The sequence below is a fragment of the Bradyrhizobium betae genome (assembly GCF_050632175.1).
GTDB classification, from domain to species: Bacteria; Pseudomonadota; Alphaproteobacteria; order Rhizobiales; family Xanthobacteraceae; genus Bradyrhizobium; species Bradyrhizobium betae_B.
Map to the genome: position 1 here is coordinate 4,716,417 of NZ_CP192576.1, position 19,611 is coordinate 4,736,027.

Here is a 19,611-nt window from a genome sequence, read left to right on the forward strand (position 1 = left end):
TGGGCCAAAGAATTGTCATGGGTTTTAGCCTGCTGGACTTTCGCCGCAAATGGTCTTGTCGCGGCTATATGTCCGCCGGCGCGGCAATGGTTACCGCTGCGATCGGGCTGTCGATCGTGCTGCCGGAGCGGGCAGAGGCGCGGAAATATGCTGCGCCGCTGGATATCTTCGGCCTTGGTACACCACGACCGCGCCCGACGATTCATTCCTCCAGGATCCCGCTACCGAAACCCCGTCCTGCAGAGGCCCCCAAGGCATCGGACGAGCCTGCTCCGGAGGCCGAAGGGACACCTGCCCCCGACAAGTCCAACGCCAGCAAGCCCGCGGAGGCCGCGCCGCCGCCCGAGAAGCAGGCTTCGGCCTGCCGCCTCGCGCTGACCGAGGAGATCGCGGTGGCCCCGTCCATTCCGGATATCCGCGGCCCCGGCGCCTGCGGCGGCGAGGATCTGGTGCGGCTGGAGGCCATCGTGCTGCCGGACAGGCGCACGGTGGCGGTCAAGCCCGCGGCGATCCTCCGCTGCACCATGGCTTCAGCGATCGCCGACTGGATCCGCAAGGACATGGTGCCGCTGGCCGGCAGCCTCGGCTCGGCGATCAGCGATCTCGACAATTTCGATAGCTTCGAGTGCCGCGGCCGCAACCGCGTCGCCGGTGCGCGGCTGTCCGAGCACGGCAAGGCCAACGCGCTCGACGTCCGTGCCATCAAGCTTGCCAATGGACAGTCGATCGGCCTCACCGACCGCGCGATGTCCCGCGACATCCGCGAACGTGTGCTGCATTCGGTTTGCGCGCGCTTTTCCACCGTGCTCGGGCCGGGCTCGGACTGGTACCACGAGGACCATATCCACCTCGACCTCGCGCAGCGGCGCAACGACTACCGGATCTGCCAGTGGAACGTCTGGGATCCCCTGCCGCAGGTCGCTCCGCTGCTGCCGGCGGAACGGCCGGAAGAAGCTCCCCGCGCGTGGTCGCGGCCAAGCCGCAGGCGACGGAGGAGTCCGACGATCAGGCACTTCCGAAGCCCGCTGCGCCCGCCGACGAGCCGGCGGCTGCGGGCGGCAAAGGCAAGCCCGCCACAAAAAGCGCCGGTGAAACCGGCGCTTTGAATGTCAGGTATCAGGGAGCGATCAGAAGCTGCCCGCTTGGCCAGTTTGGCTGCTGCCGAGCGCAAGGCGCGAATTGTAGGGCGAGTCGCCATGCTTCGGCTCGAGCACCACGACGAGGGTGCCGACCTTGACGCGGTCATAGAGATCGATCGCGTCCTCGTTGGTCAGGCGGATGCAGCCCGACGAGATCGAGGCTCCGATATATTCCGGCTGGTTGGTGCCGTGGATACGGAACAGCGTGTCCTTGCCGCCGGAGTAGAGATACATCGCGCGGGAGCCCATCGGATTGTCCGGGCCGGGGGCGACATAGGTCGGTACGCCCAGGCGCGAAATTTCGCCGGGGGTGGGGTGCCAGGCCGGCCACTCGGTCTTGCTGCCCACCTTGGCGATACCCGACCAGGCCATGGCCTCTTCGCCGACGGTGATGCCGTAGCGGATCGCCTTGCCGCCATCCAGAACGTAATAGAGGTAGTGGTTGTCGGAATCGACCACGATCGAGCCCGGCGATTCCTTGCGGTGGTAGTCGACAATGGCGCGGCGGAACGGCTCTGCGACCGCAGTATTCTCGTACCTGACCTTGGCGAGGAGTTCCTTGTCCTTCGGCTTGAACGCCTTGGTGTCGGTCGCTTCGTAACGCGTGGCCTGCATGCAGCCCGACAGCATCAGGCCAGCGGCCAAAACACCCAGCATAACTTTCAGCGACGACATGATTTGGTTCCAATCGACAATAACAAGCTTTCGCGGAGCTTGAGCCAAGCCCAAGCCACGACTCCGTTGGTCCCTATTATCGTTGAAATCTGCCACAATTCCAGCGTCTCGGACCTTTTCCCGCGCTGCGAGGTCCCAGCTGTGGCTTTTATGCCGCAAGTTTCGCGGCCTTGGGCCGGTTTTCGAGCGGACTGTCGATTTCGTGCCACGGTGCGGCCACAAATGCCAACGCTCCGTTAATGTGCTTGTCATCATGAACTTGTCAGAATCGCGCTAAGGGCTGTCGTCCGGTCGCGGGCCCCTGCTGGAGTTGTGCATGTTTTCTGTGTTCGTTCCCTCCGACACCTCCCTCAAGAAGGCCGTCATCGATGATCTCGCGGCGATGCCGGAGCACGCGGTGTGGATCGACCTGTTCAACCCGACTGCGGCCGAGGACAAGGCGGTGGAGCGGCTCTCGGGCATCGCGATCCCGACCCGGGAGGACATGCAGGAGATCGAGATCTCCAGCCGTCTCTATATCGAGAACGGCGCGCGCTACATGACGGCGACGCTGATGTGCCACTCCGATACCGACATGCCCCGGACCACGCCGGTCACCTTCATTCTCGGCGACCACCGACTGGTCACGGTGCGCTACGATCAGCCTAAACCGTTCGCCCTGGTCGAGGCCAAGCTCGCCCGCGCCTGCACGCCGGCGATCACCGGCGAGATGGTGCTGATGGAGCTGCTGGACGCGGTGATCGACCGCTGCGCCGACATTCTGGAGAAATGCGGCGCCGAGATCGACCAGGTCTCGCACGACATCTTCGAGCCGGAGCAGGATCGCCACGGCCACGCCAAGTTGTACGCGCAGATCCTGGCCGCGATCGGCCGCAAGGGCGACCTGACCTCGAAGGTGCGCGAGAGCCTGGTTTCGATCGGCCGCGTCGTGGCCTTCCTGTCGGCGGTCGTGGAGGGGGTGAAGTGGTCGAAGGACATGCGCGAGCAGCTCAAGACCATGCAGCGCGACGTCTCCTCGCTGACCGACCACGCCTCCTATCTCTCCAGCAAGATCACCTTCGTGCTCGACGCCATGCTGGGCGTCGTCAATCTCGAGCAGAACAACATCATCAAGCTGTTTTCGGTCATGGCCGTTGTCCTGATGCCGCCGACGCTGATCGCCTCGATCTACGGCATGAACTTCAGGGCGATGCCCGAGCTCGAATGGGCCCACGGCTATCCGTACGCGCTGGTGCTGATGTTGATCGCGGCGATCGTCCCGTACTGGATCTTCAAGTGGAAGAAGTGGCTGTGATCTCATCGCGCTCTCGGGAAATAGTGACCGAGACCTTACGGCGTTCACAGAGACACGGTGTTTGGTGTCGCAGAATAGAGCGGGATTGCGGCGGCGCGGTGATGCGTGCCCGCCGCCCCAATTCCTCCGGTAAAATTTGAGCGGTGGGCTGAACGTTTACGCGAAGCTTGTCTGCGATAAGCAGTGGGTTAGCCGCGAGGAACAGCCATGGTTGAGAAACACATAACGTCGCTCCGCAACGTCATCGATCTGGCGAACTATCGTCAGGTCCTGGCGAGCGGCAAGGCGGCGTCGATGTCGGCGCGGATGTGCCGGCACTGTGGTGCTCCGCTGCTCGACGGCGAGAACGACGACGACTGCTCGACAGCAATCAATGCCGCAGCTCCCAATGCCGCAGCTCAAAGACTGCGCGATCAGCCGCGTCGGTTTCGCGCCGATTGAGAACGGAAGGTAAGGGCGATCCAGGTCTTGCGGCGGCTTTGTCTGGATCGCCTTGCTTCCCCAGAAACATCGAATTCAGTCATTGCGAGGAGACCGTGACAGAATTGCAAAGCAATTTTGCGCTTGCGCTCGTAATGACGTCAGCACCTACACGTGCTGGCCGCCGTTGATGTGGATCTCGGCGCCGTTGACGTAGGAGCTGGTGTCCGTGCACAGCACGTAGATGATCTTGGCGACCTCGTCGGGTGTGCCGAGGCGGTGCAGCGGGATCTGCTGCTCGACGATCTTGTCGGTGCCGGGCGACAGGATCGAGGTGTCGATCTCGCCCGGCGCGATCGCGTTGACGCGAACGCCGACGCGGCCGAAATCGGAGGCCATCTCGCGCGTCAGGGAGGCCAGCGCGGCTTTCGAGGTGGCGTAGGCCGCGCCCGCAAACGGATGCACGCGCGAGCCCGCGATCGAGGTGACGTTCACGACCGAGCCCTTGGCCGCCTTCAACTCCTCGATCAGGCCGCGCGCGATCATGATCGGCGCGAAGAAGTTGACGTGGAACACGTGCGTCCAGGTGTCGAGGTCGGTGTCAACCGAGCCGAGGCGCGAGCCGCCCGGGCCCTTCGGCGAGATCGCGGCGTTGTTGACCAGCGCATGCAGCATGCCGCCTTCGAGGCGGTCGCGGATGTCGGAGATCGCGCGCGTCGTGTCCTGGGGATTGCCGAGGTCGACCTGGATGTGATCCTCGGGGCCGGCATCCCACGGACAGTCCTCCGGGAACGGATGCCGCGAGCAGGTGATGACACGCCAACCCGCCGACGAGAAGCGGATCACGGTGGCGTGGCCGATACCGCGGCTCGCTCCGGTCAGGAGCAACGTGCGGCGCGGCGCATTCGACGAATTCGACATGGACATCTTTCAGGTCGGCCCAAAGCTCGAGGTAAGGCTCACGGGTACATCCGCGTCTTGGACCACGGTTGGCCGGCCGCGTCACGGCGAAATTCGATGCGGTCGTGCAGGCGGAACGGGCGGTCGTGCCAGAACTCGATCCGCGAGGGGGTGATGCGCCAGCCGCTCCAGCCCGGCGGCCGCGGTACTTCGCCGATGACATGCCTTGCAGCGACTTTCGCGATGGCCTGCTCGAAGGCGAAGCGGCTCTCCAACTCCTGCGACTGCTTGCTGGCCCAGGCGCCGATCTGCGCCTGCTTGGGGCGGCTGGCGAAATAGGCGTCGGCCTCGGCGTCGGTCACCGGTGTCACGTTGCCGCGGATGCGGACCTGACGACGCAGCGACTTCCAGTGAAAAGTAAAGCCGCCTTAGGATTTGCGGCGAGTTCGCGGCCCTTCTGGCTCGCGATGTGGCTGTAGAAGACGAAACCCTCGGTATCGAAGCCTTTCATCAGCACCATGCGCACATCGGGCAGCCCGTCGGGATCGACGGTTGCGAGCGCCATGGCGTTCGGATCGTTCGGTTCGCTCTTGATGGCCTCGTTCAGCCAAGCGTCGAACAGCGCAAATGGTTCGTCGGCGGCGGTAAAATCACCGGATGTTAAGGGTGTCTGGTGTTTCATCGAGGTCGTGTCGGTCATGTCTGGAGTCCGAGTTGCGTCCCGCGGCCCAAAACGCGTTGTTGTCCGCTGCCGCCCTATATAGGGCATGGGGATGCGTTGGCCTATCGGCGATCCGGCCGTCCAGCTTTGTCATGACGATGATTTTGATCGGGCTCGGCTCCGGCGGCTGCAGCTTTTCCCGCAATGACACCAGTGCCTATGCCAAGGCCGACGACAGCGACCTCACGGGTTCGATCGCGCGGCCGGCAAAGGACGCCCCGCCGACCGAGACCGATCTTGCCTTCGCCCGCAACGCGGCCTCCGACGTCCTCAGCAAGGGCGACAGGGATTCGAGCCAGCACTGGGAAAATCCGGAAACCGGGGCGCGGGGCTCGGTGACGCCGATCGCGCAATCCTATGCCGCCGAAGATGGGCGCAAGTGCCGCGATTTTCTGGCCAGCTACGTCAACGGCAGCACCGAGAGCTGGCTCCAGGGCGCCGGCTGCCAAAGCAGCCGTGGCCGTTGGGAGATTCATACGCTAAAGCCATGGCGGAGCTGAGCATGATCCGGAGCTGTGGGAACCGGTTTTCCGATAAGATCGTGCTCGAATCTGTACGGATCGCTTCGCCCGACTAGTTGCAAAAATGCCACTCGCCCCCACATGAGGCTCAGGTGGGCGGGGAGCCCTTTGAACATATCGATATTCCAAGAGGAGACGTGACGGATGCGCGACCCCTATGAGGTCTTGGGGGTGCAGCGGAGCGCTAGCGCTGCCGCGATCAAGAGCGCCTATCGCAAGCTTGCCAAGAAGCATCATCCCGACAGCAACAAGGACGACCCGAAGGCCGCCGAGCGCTTCTCCGAGATCAACTCGGCGAACGAGATCCTCGGCGACGAGGACAAGCGCAAGCAGTTCGACCGCGGCGAGATCGACGCCGAGGGCAAGCCGCGCTTCCAGGGTTTTCCGGGCGGTGGCGGCGGGCCGCGCGGACGCGCGGGTCCTGGCGGATTCGAGTATTCGTTCCGCGGCGGCGGCGCAGGCCCCGGTCAGGGCGCGGGCGGGTTCGAGGATATTCTCAACAGCATGTTCGGCGGCGGGGTTCGCGGCGCGCGGCCCGGAGCTGGCGGCGGTGCCCAGTTCGAATTCGACACAGGCGGGATCGGGCTTGATCTCGACGTCAACGTCGCCATGTCGGTCTCGCTGGAAGAGTCGGTCAAGGGTGGGGAAAAGCGCGTCCGGCTGCCGAACGGCAAGGAATTGAACGTCAAGATTCCGGCCGGCGTCACCGAGGGCCAGCAGATCCGCCTGCGCGGTCAGGGCGAGAGCGCCCAGGGCCATCCGCCGGGCGATCTCCTGATCACCATCAACGTCGCGCCGCACGCGTTCTTCAAGATCGACGGCGCCGACCTCAGGATCGATCTGCCGGTCACGCTCTATGAGGCGGTGCTCGGCGGCAAGGTCCGCGTGCCCACTCTCGGCAATGCCGTCGAGCTTTCGGTCCCGAAAAACACCTCCAGCGGCCGGACCTTCCGCCTCAAGGGCAAGGGCTTGCCGAAAGCCGGGGGAACCGGGGACCTCTTCGTCACCATCAGGATTATGCTACCGGACGGGAACGACGCCGAGCTTGAGGCATTGATGGAGAAGTGGCGGGACCATCACCCTTACAATCCACGTAGCGGGCTGGGCTAATTACGATCCGGGCCCGAAGGGCCACGTTAGCTCGCGCTTTAGGGTGCGATCGAACTGAAGGGGTTTCTCCTAAAGGCCTAGGCATCGTCGAGGAGATGATGCTCATCATATGCCAGAAGCGTGGTAGCGCTTCATGTGCTCGACGTGTCGGCTGTCCGGCGGGGCGGCCGATAATAAGGTGCGGCCTCGAGAGGGGGACCAGCGCGGTACCAAAAACCCCAATCGAGGCCGCCCGCGTCGATCGGCGGATCGAACGCCGCTCATAATCGCGTGAACACTCGGTGCGATAATGAGACGGGCCGATGTTTTGATTCCAGATTTTCAATGACGGAATCGAGGCACCGCGCTTGCGCGGTTGTCTAGCCGCCGCTTTTCTCGGCCTGGTCGTACACGGCCTGCGCCACCTTCGTCAGCCGATCGCGGTCGGTACCGCCTCCGCTGACGACGTAGCCGACGCCGCGCTCGGCCCAGAACAGCGCTCCGTCCTTGTCCGTTTTGGCGTAGCGCATCTGCGTCGCACCATTCTCGGTCTTGGAGGTGTAGATCGTGTAGCGCTCGCCCGAGGCGCCCTCATACATCAGGAACGACGCCGGACCGTTCGGTCCCGGCAAGAGTCGGCCGCCGACGAGCTTCAGCCCGCTCGCTTCCAAGTTCGGCGCGAACACGGTCCAGCCGCAGCGCCGGGTCAGCCAGGCCTGCAGGTGGTCCCGCTCGTTGCCGCCGACCTCGACGGGGTGGCGAACCTCGACGACATAGAGGCGGTGGGCATCGAGCGCGTCCGCCGTCAAGCTCTGGAAGGTCGAGGGCGCATTGGCGGCGCCATGCGCCACCCAGCCTGCCGAGCCGCCGGCGACGAAGGCAACCAGCACAGCCGCGGCGGCGCCATAGAGCCACTGCCGGGGACGACGTTCCAGCCGTTCAAGCTCCAGCCGGGCCGGCACCGGCTCCTGGGCGACGGAATCGTAGCGGGCGTGCAGCATCTCGGCCATGGCGCGCCAGGACTGCACGCGCTCGGCATCGTCAGGGTGCGCGTCAAGCCAGGCCTCGACGTCGGCGCGGCGCTCAGCCGGCAGCTCGCCGTCGACATGGGCGTGCAGCTCGTCCTCGGTCACTGAAATCCTGTGGTCGTTCATATCGATCGTCTCTGGCTCTGCGGCCCCAAAAATCTGACGCGGTTCAACTGCACTGCTTCTCTTTCCGTGCAAGGAACGCGGGTCGCGCGATGCATCAATCCTGCCATCATTTCACCCGCCTGAGCGCGGGGCGCTCGCCCTCCAGCGAGGCCTTGACGTGGGCACGGGCGCGGGCCAGGCGGGACATCACGGTGCCGATCGGCACGCCCTGGATGTCGGCGACCTCGCGGTAGCTCATGCCTTCCAGCATCACCAGCAGCAGCACCGAGCGCTGCTCCTCGACCAGCGTTGCCAGTGCCCTTTCGATGTCGCGCCCCTCGGCTTCGGTCCCGCTGGCATCCGGGTTGTTCTCCGTCAGTTGCGTGAATTGCGGGCGCCTTGCCAGCGAGCGCCGCCGGTTCTTGTTGAGGTTGGTCAGGATCGTGTAGAGCCAGCTCCTGACGTCACCTCCGAGGAACAGGCGCTCTGAACGCAGCGCCCGCACCAGCGTATCCTGCACCAGATCGTCGGCCGCATCCGCATCGCGCGTCAGCGCGCGTGCGTAACGGCGCAACGCCGGGATCATGGCTTCCACACTCTGGCGAAATGCGCTCATGCCGTCTTGATGTCCTGCCGTTCGGCGCAAGCGCCACAATCATCATAACACCCGAACGGAACGGCTATTCCGTCGCTCGAAACAGCGTTAACGCCGCGTATTAGGACTGTACCGCAGGGAAGGGCTGGTGTACCTCCAGACCTCAACGAAAGCTCGACGGGACGTTCGGAAATGGCGCAGGATTCAGGTCTGATGCAAGGACTGATGCAGGGCAAGCGCGGGGTGATCCTCGGCCTCGCCAACAACCGTTCGATCGCCTGGGGCATCGCCAAGGCATGCCACGCGGCCGGTGCCGAACTCGCCTTCACCTATCAGGGCGATGCGCTGAAGAAGCGCGTCGAGCCGCTCGCCGCCGAGATCGGCGGGCTCCTGCTCGGCCATTGCGACGTCACGGACGCCGCGACCATCGACGCCGCGTTCGCGGTGCTGCAGGAGAAGTGGGGCAAGATCGACTTCCTGGTGCACGCGATCGCCTATGGCGAGCAGCTCGACGGCCGCTACGTCGACACCACGCCGGAGAATTTTTCCAAGTCGATGCTGATCTCCTGCTACTCGTTCACGGCGGTGACGCAGCGCGCCGAGAAGCTGATGACCGACGGCGGCTCGCTCATCACGCTGTCCTATTACGGCGCCGAGAAGTGGATGCCGCATTACAACGTGATGGGCGTGGCGAAGGCGGCGCTGGAGGCCAGCGTGCGCTATCTCGCCGCCGATCTCGGCGAGAAGAACATCCGCGTCAACGCGATTTCGGCAGGTCCGATCAAGACGCTGGCCGCATCCGGCATCGGCGACTTCCGTTATATCCTGAAGTGGAACGAGTACAACGCGCCGCTGCGGCGCAACGTGTCGACCGAGGACGTCGGCGGCAGCGCGCTGTATCTCCTCTCCGATCTGTCGCGCGGCGTCACCGGCGAGGTGCACCACGTCGATTCCGGCTATCACGTGCTCGGCATGAAGCGTCCGGACGCGCCGGACATCTCGTTCGGTGGAAAAGACTAGCTTCGATTCCGGAATGCCCGTGCCCACAATCTATTACCTTCGCCACGGCGAGACCGAGTGGAATGCGCTCGGGAGGCTTCAGGGCACCAAGGATATTCCGCTCAACGCGCGCGGTCGTGATCAGGCCATGCAGGCCGGCGGCGTTCTCGCCGATCTCTTCAAGCGCGACGGCCGCGACAGGGCGGCGCTGCCCTACGTGTCGAGCCCGCTTGGTCGCGCGCGCCAGACCATGGAACTCGTGCGCGGGAAGCTTGAGTTGCCGGTGGTGGACTATGCGCTCGACGATCGGCTGCGCGAGATCGGTTACGGCGCCTGGGAAGGGCTGACGCTGGCCGAAAGCGAGGCGAAAGATCCTGATGTCTATGCAAGGCGCCTTGTCGACAAATGGACGGTGGGACCCGCGGGTGCAGAGACTTACGCCGACGTACAGGTCCGCGTGCGCGACTGGTACGATCAGCTCCGGACCGACACCGTCGCGGTTGCCCATGGCGGCACCTGCCGGGCCCTGATGGTGTCGCTGGGTATCGAGACCCCCGCCAGCGCCGCCGAACTCTATATCGAGCAGGGGGCCGTCTACGTATTCCGCGACGGCCGGCTGGAGAAGTTTAGTTAAGCCCGGCGTGTTGCCCCATCCTCGGCCGTCATGCCCGGGCTTGTCCCGGGCATCCACGCACTTACTCGCTCGCGGCGGCCCAGAACGTGGATGGCCGGGACAAGCCCGGCCATGACGACTGGGGGCATATTTGACGCATATTTCGGGGCGAGCTAAGTCAGCACTGACTTACTAGCCAGCGAGCAGCGATGTCCTTCAACACCTTCGGCCACATGTTCCGCGTCACCACCTTCGGCGAGAGCCACGGGGTGGCGATCGGCTGCGTGGTCGACGGCTGTCCGCCGATGATCCCGCTCACCGAGGCGGACATCCAGCAGGACCTCGATCGCCGCCGTCCCGGCCAGTCGCGCTTCACCACCCAGCGCCAGGAGCCGGACCAGGTTAAAATCCTCTCCGGCGTGATGGCGCATCCGGAGACCGGCGTGCAGGTCACGACAGGCACGCCGATCGGACTCCTGATCGAGAACACCGACCAGCGCTCCAAGGACTATTCGGAGATCAAGGACAAGTTTCGCCCGGGCCACGCCGACTTCACCTACGAAGCCAAGTACGGCCTGCGCGACTATCGCGGCGGCGGCCGCTCCTCGGCGCGCGAGACCGCGACGCGCGTTGCCGCCGGCGCGATCGCGCGAAAAGTGCTGCCCGACGTCAAGGTGCGCGGCGCGCTGGTTCAGATGGGGCCGCACAAGATCGACCGTGCCAAATGGGACTGGGACGAGATCGCGAGAAATCCGTTCTTCTGCCCGGACGGGGACAAGGCCGCGTTCTTCGAGACTTATCTCGACGGCATCCGCAAGAGCGGCTCATCGATCGGCGCGGTGCTGGAGATCGTCGCCGAAGGCGTGCCGGCCGGCCTCGGCGCCCCGATCTACGCAAAACTCGATTCCGATCTGGCGGGCGCAATGATGACCATCAACGCGGTGAAGGGCGTCGAGATCGGTGCCGGCTTCGGCGCGGCCGAATTGACCGGCGAGGAGAACGCCGACGAGATGCGCACCGGGAATGACGGCACGCGCTTCTTGTCCAATCACGCGGGCGGCGTGCTGGGCGGCATCTCTACGGGGCAGCCGATCGTGGTGCGCTTCGCGGTGAAGCCGACCTCGTCGATCCTGCAGCCGCGCCTGACTGTCGATCGCAACGGCGCCGACACCGAAATCCTGACCAAGGGCCGCCATGATCCCTGCGTCGGTATCCGCGCCGTCCCCGTCGGTGAGGCCATGATGGCCTGCGTGCTGGCGGACCATTTCCTGCGCCACCGCGGTCAGGTCGGCTGACCGCTGCATCTTGACGCTGGCGGGACTGCCGGCAATCCGGCACGATGTCTCGATGACCACCGTTGCCTATCAGAATGTCGTCGACTGGCTGATCTCCGCCCGTCATCCCTTGGATGATCCCGACTCCTGGATGATCGAGTGCTGCGAGCGCATGGTCGCAGCCGGCCTGCCGCTCTGGCGTGTCGGCGTTTTCATCCGAACACTGCACCCGGAAGTCTTCGGTCGCAATTTCATCTGGACGCGGGGCGCCACCAAAATTCAAATAGGCTCGGTCGATTTCGACATCCAGAACTCGCCCGAATTCCAGGCGAGCCCCCTGAACATCCTGTTCCGCGACGCCGTTGAGGTGAGGGGCGATCCGAATGGTCCCGAGGCCGAGCGCTTTCCCCTTCTGCTCGATCTCAGGAGTGAAGGCGCGACCGACTATCTGGCGCTGCCGCTCGGCTTTCTCGACGGCACCGATCATGCAATGAGCGTAAGCACGCGGCAGCCCGGTGGCTTCAGTCCAGACCACGTCGCCGCGCTGCGGGTGATCATCGAACCTCTGGCGCGCATCATCGAGATCATCTCGCTGCGCCGCACGGCGGAGATGCTGCTTGACACCTATGTCGGCAACCGTGCGGGTGCGCGCATCCTCGGCGGCCAGATCCGCCGCGGCCACAACGACACCATGCAGGCCGCGATCTGGCTCTCCGATCTGCGCGGCTTCACCGCGCTGTCGGACCGGCTGCCGGCCGAGACCGTGGTCGAAATCCTCAACCAGTATTTCGACTGCCAGGTCGCCGCGATCCGGGGGCATGGCGGCGAGGTGCTGAAATTCATGGGCGACGGCCTGCTCGCGGTGTTTCCGATCGATGAATATGTCGGCGATGCCGCGCATGTCTGCGTGCGTGTGCTGGAAGCGGCTCGTGAGTGCCGCGCGAGCGTCGAGGCGCTCGCTTTTCCGATCGGCGACGTCGTCGAGCGCTTTCGCTTCGGCGTCGCGCTGCACGTCGGCAACATCCTCTACGGCAACATCGGCGGCGGCAACCGGCTCGACTTCACCTGCATCGGTCCCGCCGTCAATCTGGCGGCACGGCTGGAGAAGATCGCAGGCAGGCTCGGCCGCACCGTCGTCGTCTCGGAAGTCTTTGCGAACGCCTGCCGCCACGATTGGCGCGAGCTCGGCGAGTTTCCGATCGCAGGGTTTTCCAGGGCGCAGCGCGTGTACGGGCTGGCGGAGGAGACGCCGGTGGTGATGGCCTAGCGCATGCTGCCGTCGGCGGACCTAGTCAGCGCGAATATATGACTGCCTCAGCCCCAGCGTCAGGATCGTCAGGGTGATCCACAGCCGCAGCGTGGCGAAACTGAAGATGAAGCAGAAATAGATCAGGTTCTTGGTGAATGGGGTCGCCGACGAGGTCTGCCAGAAATTCCAGATTGCGCTCCGCACGGCTTCTTGTCCGTAGGCGAGGGCGATGTTGACGAGACCGAGAACGATCACGGCGGCGCCGAGCCACAGCCCGCGCCGCGCGAACTCGCCGATCGCGGCCAACAGCGCGATCTTGCCGTCGTCGCGCTCGGCGCGGATGATCATGAGCAGCACGAGGGCGGCGATCCAGGCACTCCAGAATCGTCCGGGATGAGTGAACTGGTCAAACGCCATGCCGTCGAGACCGGCCATGAGATGATGAGCAGCCCCATAGCCGATTGCCTCGGTGCCGAGCGCGGCCACGATCATCACGAGAGCGATCCGCCAAAGGATGGCGAACGAAAGCCTCAGCTGTTCACCGAACGTCAACTCGCCGAGTGAGGATTGGCCGCCGGCGGCCTCGATCGATTGTCGTGCCGTCGCGAAGAAGGCCAGCAGCACCGAGACGTCGGCGACGATGATCGCCGGCAGTGCCACGGCACCGCCGCCGAACGCGATCACCCGCATTGCCGCCGCCAGGATCAGCCAGGGCAACGCATGCAGGAGCCTAAACGGACCGAACGAGGTCTCGTGGCGGGCCGGCTTGAACTCGAGCTGTTTGCGCAGGGCGACTGACATCGCATCGTCGTGACACAGGATATTGAACCCGTGGTAGCGCTGATCGGTAAAATTGAGACGACCGGCGCCCTTACTCCTCCGGTTCCGTCGTGAACAGCAGCGGATAGCCCTTGGTGCGGGCGGCGTCGGTGGCGCGGGTGGCCTTGGTCTCTGCGACGTCCTTGGTGAACACGGCGACCACACAGGCGCCCAGCTTGTGCGCCGTGATCATCACCTTGTAGGCCCGATCCTCGGTCATGCGGAACTCGGCCTTCAGGATCATCGTGACGAACTCACGCGGCGTGAAGTCGTCGTTGATCAGGATGACCTTGTGCAGCTTCGGACGCTCGACCTTGGTTTTGGTCCGCGTCTTGGGTGTGGTGACGGTGTCGTTCATGGTGTCCTGAAACGCCCCGGCCCTGACGAGCACCGCTCTATCATATTGCAGGACCCGGGGCCTCTCCAAGATGGTCAGCCCCTCGTCATCATGCCCAAGGGAATGGCAGGAATGCGCCGGTTGGGCATGTGCCTTCACGGCAGCGCGCGCACCAATTGCATCGCGGCAATGAGCGCACCCACGGACAGCGCGACCGAGCCGATCATATAGGCCGCGGAGGCCCATGTTTGACCGCGCTCGATCAGGTACCAGGCATCCAGCGAAAACGTGGAGAATGTCGTGTAGCCGCCGCAGATCCCGACCGTCAGGAAAATTCGGGCTGCCTGCGGCAGGTTCCATCTGGTCGCAAACAGCGCGGCCAAAAGGCCGATCAGAAACGATCCCGTCACGTTGATGATCAAGGTGCCCCAGGGAAAGTCGGTGCCGAACAGCCGGCCGGAGCCGATCGCAACGAGATAGCGTACAACCGCACCGAGCCCACCGCCCGCTGCGACCGCCAGGATGTATTGAATGTTCAACGTCTCGTCCCCCAATTTGCGGCGTGCATGATCATTTGTCCTCCGCTGTCAGCCCATTGCCGACGGTGAGCAGCCCCACCAGCGAGACCAGCGCGAAGCCAAGCCCTGCAAAGAACGTCACGGCAGGGCCATAGGCGTCCCACAGCGCTCCGGCGATCACGCTCGCGGCCAGCAAGGCGAGGCCGGTGAACAGGTTGAAATAGCCGAATGCCGTGCCGCGCAGATTTGGCGGCGCAGTGTCTGCGACGAGGGCCGAGAGCAGGCCTTGCGTCAATCCCATGTGCAGCCCCCAGAGCACCACGCCGAGCGCGAGGCCCGCCAAATTCGGCAGCAGCGCGAGGACGAGATCGGCGCCGGCGAGAAAGACCAGGCCGAGCGCGAGCAGGCCGGTGCGGTTGATGCGGTCCGACAACACGCCGGCCGGGTAGGCGGACAGCGCGTAGGTGATGTTCATCAGCACCAGCACCGCCGGCACCCACATCGCGTTGAGCCCGATGTTCTGGGCGCGCAGGATCAGGAAGGCCTCGCTGAAGCGCGCCAGCGTGAAGACGATTCCAACCGCCACGACGCGCCAGTAGACCGCTCCAAGCTGCCGCATCGCGGCGAGATTGAGCGGATTTTTCGCGGGCTCCCGGCTCGGGTCCGGCTCCGGCTCGCTCACCGCGAACGCGATCAATCCGAACGACAGAAATGCCGGCAGCACCGCCACCCAGAACACCGCGGCAAAATTGTCCGCGGTCCACCACATCAGGCCGATCGCCGCGAGCGGCCCGACGAAGGCGCCGATGGTGTCGAGCGATTGCCGCAGGCCAAAGCTCGCGCCGCGCACGCCGACAGGCGCGATATCGGCGATCAGCGCATCGCGCGGCGCACCACGAATGCCCTTGCCGACGCGATCGATGAAGCGCGCCGCCACCAGCCATCCGATACTGGGGGCGAGCGGGAATAGCGGCTTGGTGAAAGCGGCGAGCCCGTAGCCGAGCGCGGCGAGCAGCTTGCGGCGGCCGAGCCAGTCCGACAGCGCGCCGGAGAAGATTTTCGTGATCGAGGCCGTCGCCTCGGCGAAGCCTTCGATGAAGCCGACGGTGAGCGTGGAGGCTCCGAGCGCGGTGACGAGATAGACCGGCAGCAGCGCGTGGATCATCTCGGAGGAGATGTCCATCAGCATCGACACGAAGCCGAGCACCCAGATCCCTCTGGGCAGCGCGGTGCGTGCAGCATTCGGTGTCGTCGTCGTCACGTCCTCGCCTTCGTCCATGGCCATCGCCTGGCCTTCGCTCTCGGGCAACAAAAAACCCGCCATCGGCGGGTTTGTCCATGCTCCCGCCAAAGGCAGAGGCTCAAAGATTGCCTCACCTCAAGCAGGAGTCATCAGCCCACTACGGTCCAAGGATACGTACGGTCCAAGCATACGCCCCAAGGCCGCCGGGCGGTTATCGGGGGACTCCATCCCCATCTGTGTGTCCAGCCTAGCATGGAAATCGCGCCGGACAAGTAGGTGGGGAGTTCTGTCCGTGAGCTGTCATTGGCGACTCGATGCGGCAGGAACTTCCGAAGGACGCTGCAAGTGATCGGACGTATTCCGGCGGCGCGAAAGAGGCGAGACGACGGCAGCTTTGCGTAAGGCGCGTCAATCCCTGACCTGAATGTGAAGTGCAATCGATCTTGGCGCTTTGCGGCAAGGCGATTGCATGTCACCATCGCGTCATACGACGGGAGACTGCGATGCGCATGCTGTTCTCGATCGGGGCTGTGCTGGTGGCCGGCATGTTCGCCGGAGGGGATGTTGCGGGCATCGCGGCACCTGGGCCTAAATTTGAGCCGCCTAAAAATCAACCGCAGCGGCTGGCAGCCGACAAGGACGCGCCGACGGTCGATGTCGAGCTGATCCTCGCGGTCGACGTCTCCTACTCCATGGACATGGACGAGCTCGCGATCCAGCGCGAGGGCTACGCGCAGGCGATCCAGTCGAAGGAATTCCTCCAGGCCTTGAAGCTCGGACCGAACGGCCGGATCGCGGTGACCTATTTCGAATGGGCCGCCTCCAGCGACCAGAAGATCATCATCCCCTGGCGGCTGGTGGACGGGCCCGAGACCGCGGATGCGGTCGCTGCCGAGATCATGAAGACGCCGATCCGGCGCGCCTCGCGCACCTCGATCTCGGGCGCGATCAATTTCGCGATGCCGTTGTTCGACGAGGATCCCTATCGCGGCCTGCGCCGCGTCATCGACATTTCCGGCGACGGTCCCAACAACAATGGCGGGCCCGTCGCGGCGGCGCGCGACGCCGCGCTCGAGAAGGGCATCGTCATCAACGGCCTGCCGATCATGGTCAAGGAGCCATCCTACTCGACCATGGATATCGACAATCTCGATTCCTACTACGAGGACTGCGTCATCGGCGGCCCCGGCTCCTTCGTCATCTCGATCAAGGACCGCGACAAGTTCAAGGAGGCGATCCGCACCAAGCTGCTGATGGAAGTTGCAGGCCGCACGCCGGAGCGTCCGGTGGTGCCGGTTGCGGACAAGGAGCCGCGGGTCAATTGCCTGATCGGCGAGAAGATCTGGTCGGACCGCTGGGGGCGGTGAGGCGGCAGGAGCCGAATGAGGCGGTCTGCCATATCCAGCTGCCCGTTGAGTTTAACCATGCATTAACCATCTCGTGCTCCTAATCGAATTGTTTCCCGTTGTTTCCAAATAGTGTCCTGACATTGCTGTCCTGGGCGCGCATGACCGCGGGCCTTTCAGACAGCTCCGCCGAGCAATCCGATGGCTATCGTCACATCGAGCACCAGCCAGATTTCGCCGGCCAACGAGCGGGTCTATCACCAGAGCAGCCTGCTCGGTGATTGGAAGGGCGCGTGGACGGGCAACAACCAGGCGGTTGGCTTCAAGGTGGTGAATATCCGAGGCGCCCGAGCCCAGATCGAGTACACTCATAACGGACATACCGAGCGGGGCTTCGGCGAGGTCAATGGTGCCACCATCACCTACGGGAACGTCACGGTCGGTACCAAGGACGGCAAGAATCTCGTGCTCCTGTTTTCGTCCGGCGTAGGCAAGCAGAGTGCGGCTCTCCAGAAGCAGGCGCCGCCGGCCTCCGACAGCCGCCTGATGGGCAGCTGGGGCGGCTATTCCGGCGACAACGGCAAGAGTGCGAGCTTTCGGGTGCTGTCCGTCAATGGAAAGGAAGCGCAAGTCAGCGTCACCACCGACGGCGTTACCCGGCAGGGTACTGGCATCGTCTACAACAACGTCATCATGTTCGGGCAGACGCAGATCTCGACCAAGGACGGACAGAACGGTACGATCATCTACCAGGTCGGGAGCAAATCGTTCACGGTGCCCGTGACGAAATATCCGCCGGCGGACTCGTCGTCTTCGGTGGACAGGACAGCCTGAATTCCGGGATGACGTCGCACCGGGCAGCGGAACCGGTGACGCGCTGTCGTTCTGCACAGGAGTCGGCCTCGGGGGACGCGGGAACTCGACGACGGGGCCGGCCCGCTGGCATTCACGGCAGCCGTCGCATATAATTCCAGGACTTTTCTGACGGTTACCCGAATGCACGGACTTGCACGTTTCTGCGCTCTTGCGCTTCTCTTCACAGTGCTCAGCCTCGGCGGAGCGCCGGCTCATGCGCAAGTCGCGCCCCTGAGGTATTGGATCCCGGGCGGGGCTTTCGGCCTTGGCGACAGCACCGTTCAGAGTGCCGACGGCTACGGCAACTTTCCGAGCTTCAATGGCGGCGATGCCGGTGCGAGCGCCAATTTTGCAAACGGCTTCTTTGTCGGCAGCCGGCGGGGCAACCTGAATTGGAGCGGCCTCAGCCAGACGGGACTGACCGGCAATTTCGGCGCCCTCTCCTATGACAGCACGCAGTTCGGCTACAACACCAAGACCGCGGGCGGCATGCCCGTCACGTTCTTTGCCGGTTTCAACTCGCAGAAATTCGGCGACGGCATCGGCAGCTCGCTGGCGCCGCTCACCTCCGGCGTTTCGCCCGGTTACGGCGCGTTCGCGGGAGTCGAGTTCAAGCCGACCTCCAATCTCAGCCTGTCGTTCGGTGCCGGCTTCGCCCAGCAGGGCGCGGGCCGCATGGACAGCGATATCAGATCGAACATGCTGCCCGGCGAGTCGCCTGCGTTGAGCGGCCTGCGTCGCTAGCGCTTCATCACCAGTTCCGGGGGACGCCGCAGCGATTTCGGCAGCGTCGGGCCGGTGCCGAACCGCATCACGATATCGGGGCGCCGGTCGCCGAGTCCGAGTGAGGTCGCGAATTGCGGCCTCAGTGCCGCCACCTCGACCGGTTGGTTGACGAAGGCATATTTGAGTCCGAGCGCAGTCGCCTGCAAACCAAAACGCTGGCAGGCCCGGCCGACCGAGATCCAGTGCGATGTGTCGCTTCGATCGGCCGCGAGCACGACAACCCCCGCAGAGCTGTCGAGCTCCTCGCGGTACTTTTTGTTTTCTCCGCTTTCGGTGAGGACGAATTTCAGGAGCGGGCGCGCGAGCCATGCGGGCAGGGTCGGATTCCCCGAGGCACCCGAGAACAGCCCGTCCATGGTCGCGAGCGCATCGGTCTCGTTGAAACGAAGCCAGCTCACGAGCTCGCGCATGAAGGTCTTGTCGCGCATTTGCGCTGAATTTCCCTCGAGCACATAGTTGGTGACGTTGGCGATCGCGCTACGTTCGGTCATCAGGATCGCCGTGACGTCAGGTTCGCGGCAGGCGTTATCGAGCTGGCGCAAGATGTCGGGTGCAACTGTCCTGCCGTCGAAAGCCGCGCGGGTGCTTTGCCTGATGGGGATCGCGTCGGCCAGCGCCGATATTGCCGGCGGGGCCCCCTCGAGTGCGATCACGATCCGGTCGCCGTCGATTGTGGGATGGGCACGCCAGCCCAGTATCGACGCAGCGAGAATGAGATTTTCGGCGGCGCAGCCGAGGCTGACGAAGAGGTGATGATCGTCCGGATCGACGGCCGGACAGCGCCGCGCGAAGTCCGGTGCAATCGCGATTTCGTTGCCGCGGGCGGTGAAGATCCACGGCTGGGTGTTGTGGCTGTTGGCCGCCAGCGTCGCAAAGCGCACCAACTCGCGATCCCTCGGCGCGGCCTGTAGCGGGGCCCGTGACGTGTTCACCGCCTCGTCATAGGTCATCGTCGCAGCCGGGGCAGGCAGACCGCTGAAAGCGGTCGCGGACAATCCGAGCGCCGACGTGATGAACTGCCGCCGGTCAACCACAGACGTCCACTCCACATTGCACATGACGCTTGTAGCGCCGACGGGCGTCGC

The 19,611-nt window shown here is 64.4% G+C and carries 20 protein-coding genes, 2 pseudogenes and 1 riboswitch; of the genes and pseudogenes, 12 read left to right on the plus strand and 10 right to left on the minus strand.

Features of this window, described 5'->3' with window-relative positions:
- Positions 1-17: 17 nt before the first annotated feature.
- A pseudogene (locus tag ACQ86E_RS22755) lies at positions 18-1,081 on the plus strand (extensin family protein); the annotation flags it as partial.
- Positions 1,082-1,127: 46 nt separating this feature from the next.
- On the opposite strand, the gene ACQ86E_RS22760 reads toward ACQ86E_RS22755, so the two are convergent.
- Positions 1,128-1,814 (minus strand): L,D-transpeptidase, encoded by a 687-nt coding sequence (locus tag ACQ86E_RS22760; protein WP_431201897.1) that lies wholly within the window; start codon positions 1,812-1,814, stop codon positions 1,128-1,130.
- Between the two features lie 316 nt (positions 1,815-2,130).
- Between ACQ86E_RS22760 and ACQ86E_RS22765 the strand changes: the two genes are divergently transcribed.
- Both ACQ86E_RS22765 and ACQ86E_RS22770 read left to right on the plus strand, forming a co-directional pair.
- Positions 2,131-3,108 (plus strand): magnesium transporter CorA family protein, encoded by a 978-nt coding sequence (locus tag ACQ86E_RS22765; protein ID WP_431201898.1) that lies wholly within the window; start codon positions 2,131-2,133, stop codon positions 3,106-3,108.
- A gap of 207 nt (positions 3,109-3,315) precedes the next feature.
- Complete coding sequence (locus ACQ86E_RS22770) at positions 3,316-3,549, plus strand: hypothetical protein (RefSeq protein ID WP_431201899.1); 234 nt, start codon at positions 3,316-3,318, stop codon at positions 3,547-3,549.
- A gap of 147 nt (positions 3,550-3,696) precedes the next feature.
- On the opposite strand, the gene ACQ86E_RS22775 is transcribed toward ACQ86E_RS22770, so the two are convergent.
- Both ACQ86E_RS22775 and pdxH read right to left on the minus strand, forming a co-directional pair.
- Complete coding sequence (locus ACQ86E_RS22775; RefSeq protein ID WP_431201900.1) at positions 3,697-4,449, minus strand: SDR family NAD(P)-dependent oxidoreductase; 753 nt, start codon at positions 4,447-4,449, stop codon at positions 3,697-3,699.
- A 38-nt stretch (positions 4,450-4,487) separates the two neighbouring features.
- Positions 4,488-5,128, minus strand: a pseudogene (gene pdxH, locus ACQ86E_RS22780) (pyridoxamine 5'-phosphate oxidase).
- Positions 5,129-5,241: 113 nt separating this feature from the next.
- On the opposite strand from pdxH, the gene ACQ86E_RS22785 reads away from it, so the two are divergent.
- Complete coding sequence (locus ACQ86E_RS22785; RefSeq protein WP_431201901.1) at positions 5,242-5,649, plus strand: RT0821/Lpp0805 family surface protein; 408 nt, start codon at positions 5,242-5,244, stop codon at positions 5,647-5,649.
- 165 nt (positions 5,650-5,814) lie between these two features.
- A complete protein-coding gene (locus ACQ86E_RS22790; protein ID WP_431201902.1) occupies positions 5,815-6,780 on the plus strand; it encodes a DnaJ C-terminal domain-containing protein in 966 nt (321 codons plus the stop codon).
- A 359-nt stretch (positions 6,781-7,139) separates the two neighbouring features.
- Here ACQ86E_RS22790 and ACQ86E_RS22795 read toward each other — a convergent pair whose 3' ends face one another.
- Together ACQ86E_RS22795 and ACQ86E_RS22800 are read right to left on the minus strand one after the other, a co-directional pair.
- Entirely contained in the window at positions 7,140-7,913 is a 774-nt protein-coding gene (locus tag ACQ86E_RS22795) for an anti-sigma factor family protein (protein ID WP_431201903.1), read from the minus strand.
- Between the two features lie 106 nt (positions 7,914-8,019).
- Entirely contained in the window at positions 8,020-8,508 is a 489-nt protein-coding gene (locus tag ACQ86E_RS22800; RefSeq protein WP_015687803.1) for a sigma-70 family RNA polymerase sigma factor, read from the minus strand.
- Between the two features lie 171 nt (positions 8,509-8,679).
- Here ACQ86E_RS22800 and fabI point away from each other — a divergent pair, with 171 nt between their 5' ends.
- From fabI to ACQ86E_RS22820, 4 genes are all read left to right on the plus strand, one after another.
- Positions 8,680-9,507, plus strand: a complete 828-nt coding sequence (gene fabI, locus ACQ86E_RS22805; protein ID WP_431201904.1) for an enoyl-ACP reductase FabI — start codon at positions 8,680-8,682, stop codon at positions 9,505-9,507.
- A gap of 13 nt (positions 9,508-9,520) precedes the next feature.
- Positions 9,521-10,120 (plus strand): histidine phosphatase family protein, encoded by a 600-nt coding sequence (locus ACQ86E_RS22810; protein ID WP_431201905.1) that lies wholly within the window; start codon positions 9,521-9,523, stop codon positions 10,118-10,120.
- A 188-nt stretch (positions 10,121-10,308) separates the two neighbouring features.
- A complete protein-coding gene (aroC, locus tag ACQ86E_RS22815; protein ID WP_431201906.1) occupies positions 10,309-11,394 on the plus strand; it encodes a chorismate synthase in 1,086 nt (361 codons plus the stop codon).
- Positions 11,395-11,446: 52 nt separating this feature from the next.
- Entirely contained in the window at positions 11,447-12,640 is a 1,194-nt protein-coding gene (locus tag ACQ86E_RS22820; RefSeq protein WP_431201907.1) for an adenylate/guanylate cyclase domain-containing protein, read from the plus strand.
- Between the two features lie 21 nt (positions 12,641-12,661).
- Here the strand turns inward: ACQ86E_RS22820 and ACQ86E_RS22825 are convergent, their stop codons facing one another.
- The 4 genes from ACQ86E_RS22825 to ACQ86E_RS22840 all read right to left on the minus strand — a co-directional run bounded on the left by ACQ86E_RS22825 (position 12,662) and on the right by ACQ86E_RS22840 (position 15,575).
- The gene (locus ACQ86E_RS22825; protein ID WP_431201908.1) at positions 12,662-13,423 is read right to left on the minus strand and encodes a hypothetical protein; all 762 of its coding nucleotides are present in this window, start codon (positions 13,421-13,423) and stop codon (positions 12,662-12,664) included.
- A 70-nt stretch (positions 13,424-13,493) separates the two neighbouring features.
- Positions 13,494-13,799, minus strand: a complete 306-nt coding sequence (clpS, locus tag ACQ86E_RS22830) for an ATP-dependent Clp protease adapter ClpS (protein ID WP_431201909.1) — start codon at positions 13,797-13,799, stop codon at positions 13,494-13,496.
- A gap of 134 nt (positions 13,800-13,933) precedes the next feature.
- Positions 13,934-14,317, minus strand: a complete 384-nt coding sequence (crcB, locus tag ACQ86E_RS22835) for a fluoride efflux transporter CrcB (RefSeq protein WP_431201910.1) — start codon at positions 14,315-14,317, stop codon at positions 13,934-13,936.
- A gap of 31 nt (positions 14,318-14,348) precedes the next feature.
- A complete protein-coding gene (locus tag ACQ86E_RS22840; protein ID WP_431206536.1) occupies positions 14,349-15,575 on the minus strand; it encodes an MFS transporter in 1,227 nt (408 codons plus the stop codon).
- Between the two features lie 97 nt (positions 15,576-15,672).
- Positions 15,673-15,780, minus strand: a riboswitch (Fluoride riboswitch).
- 262 nt (positions 15,781-16,042) lie between these two features.
- Here ACQ86E_RS22840 and ACQ86E_RS22845 point away from each other — a divergent pair.
- The 3 genes from ACQ86E_RS22845 to ACQ86E_RS22855 all read left to right on the plus strand — a co-directional run bounded on the left by ACQ86E_RS22845 (position 16,043) and on the right by ACQ86E_RS22855 (position 18,484).
- Positions 16,043-16,906 (plus strand): DUF1194 domain-containing protein, encoded by an 864-nt coding sequence (locus ACQ86E_RS22845; RefSeq protein ID WP_431201911.1) that lies wholly within the window; start codon positions 16,043-16,045, stop codon positions 16,904-16,906.
- A gap of 180 nt (positions 16,907-17,086) precedes the next feature.
- Positions 17,087-17,719 (plus strand): hypothetical protein, encoded by a 633-nt coding sequence (locus ACQ86E_RS22850; RefSeq protein ID WP_431201912.1) that lies wholly within the window; start codon positions 17,087-17,089, stop codon positions 17,717-17,719.
- A gap of 162 nt (positions 17,720-17,881) precedes the next feature.
- Positions 17,882-18,484 carry a hypothetical protein gene (locus ACQ86E_RS22855; RefSeq protein WP_431201913.1) on the plus strand — a complete coding sequence of 201 codons (603 nt, stop codon included), beginning with the start codon at positions 17,882-17,884 and terminating at the stop codon, positions 18,482-18,484.
- On the opposite strand, the gene ACQ86E_RS22860 is transcribed toward ACQ86E_RS22855, so the two are convergent.
- Positions 18,481-19,560: an Acg family FMN-binding oxidoreductase gene (locus ACQ86E_RS22860; RefSeq protein WP_431201914.1), complete on the minus strand. Its 1,080-nt coding sequence runs from the start codon at positions 19,558-19,560 to the stop codon at positions 18,481-18,483. The two genes, ACQ86E_RS22855 and ACQ86E_RS22860, sit on opposite strands and share 4 nt — an antisense overlap.
- Positions 19,561-19,611: the final 51 nt, after the last annotated feature.